Origin of the sequence: Streptomyces sp. 2A115 (assembly GCF_052245575.1) — a bacterium.
In the GTDB taxonomy this organism is placed as follows: Bacteria; Actinomycetota; Actinomycetes; order Streptomycetales; family Streptomycetaceae; genus Streptomyces.
Map to the genome: position 1 here is coordinate 1 of NZ_JBQQCG010000219.1, position 1395 is coordinate 1395.

Annotated in this window: 1 protein-coding gene; it reads right to left on the reverse strand. The window is 71.8% G+C overall.

Annotation, left to right across the window (positions count from 1 at the left end; all coding sequences use genetic code 11):
* Positions 1–1395: polyketide synthase dehydratase domain-containing protein (locus ACTWQR_RS55670; protein WP_443235005.1), on the reverse strand; the 1395-nt coding region annotated here is incomplete at both ends.

Below are 1395 nucleotides of genomic sequence, written 5' to 3' on the forward strand. Positions count from 1 at the left end.
GCCAGCAGCAGACGCCGCACCCCATACCGAGCGACCAGATGCCGAGCCGCCAAAGCGCCCAACGCGCCTGCACCCGACACCAGGACAGTGCCCTCCGAGCCGAACACCGCCGGAACATCCGGGACTTGACCGGTGGCACGGGCGAGGCGAGGCATGGTGAGGACCGTTCCGCGCACCGCGATCTGCGGCTCACCACTGGCCAGCACCGCACCCAGCACCGAATCGAGCGCGGATCCGACCACGGATGCCGACACCGATCCTGACGCGGATCCCGCTGTGTCGCCGGAGGTCGGGTCACTGTCCAGGAGGATGATCCGGTCAGGGTGCTCGGCCTGCGCGGCACGAACCAGACCCCACACCGCCGCGCCCGCCGGGTCACTCACCCCACCCGCACCGGCGGGCACCGCACCCCGGGTCAGCACCACCAGCCGGGACTCCTCCAACCCCGCCCCGGCCAGCCAGCACTGCACCACTTCCAGGACCTGACAGGCCAGAACCAGTACCGCGTCCATGCTGTCACCGCCGACGGCTTCCAGAACCGCCACCGCCGGGGCTGTTGCACCCGATGTCACGTCGTCGGCCAGGGTCGCCACCTGTTCCGCGGTGCTCACCGCGACCCACGACGGTGTCGGCTCCGTTCCCCGCACCGGGGGCAGCACGGTCCACCCCACCTGGAACAGCGAGTTCGCGCGCGCCGAGTCGGCCGCCGTCTCCAGCTGCTCGGCCGACACCACCCGGCCCACCAGTGAGTCCATCGTCACGACCAGGCCGCCGGCCTCGTCCACCGCCTCCAGCGACAGTGCGTCGCGCTCGGGTTGTCCGACCCGCACACGCAGCACCGAGGCACCGGCCGCATGCAGTTCCAGCCCGTTCCACGCGAACGGCAGCCGTAGCTCCAGCCCGTCCGATTCACCGTCGTCATCGCCTTCAGCCATGACCGCCGCTACGGCGTTCAGCATGGTCGAGTGCAGGGCCGCGTCCAGCAGCGCGGGGTGGATGCCGAACCTGCCGGCCTCCTTGCGCTGTTCCTCGGGCAGGGCGACCTCGGCGAAGATCTCCTCACCACGCCGCCAGACCGCCAGCACCCCCTGGAACGCCGGACCGTACCCGTAGCCTCCCTGGGCGAGCAGGCCATAGCCGTCGCTGATATCCACCGGCTGCGCGCCAGGCGGTGGCCAGGCGGCGAAGTCGAACCCGCTGCCCCGGCCGCCTGGTTGGGCGGTCGCCGTCGACAGCATGCCGGTGGCGTGCCGCGTCCATACGTCCGCGCCACCCTCGTCAGCCACGTCCTCACGCAGCGAGTAGACCTCCACCGACCGGGAGCCGGTTTCACCCGGTCCGCCCACCGCGACCTGCACCCGTACGCCGCCGCGCTCGGGCACCACGAGCGGCGCC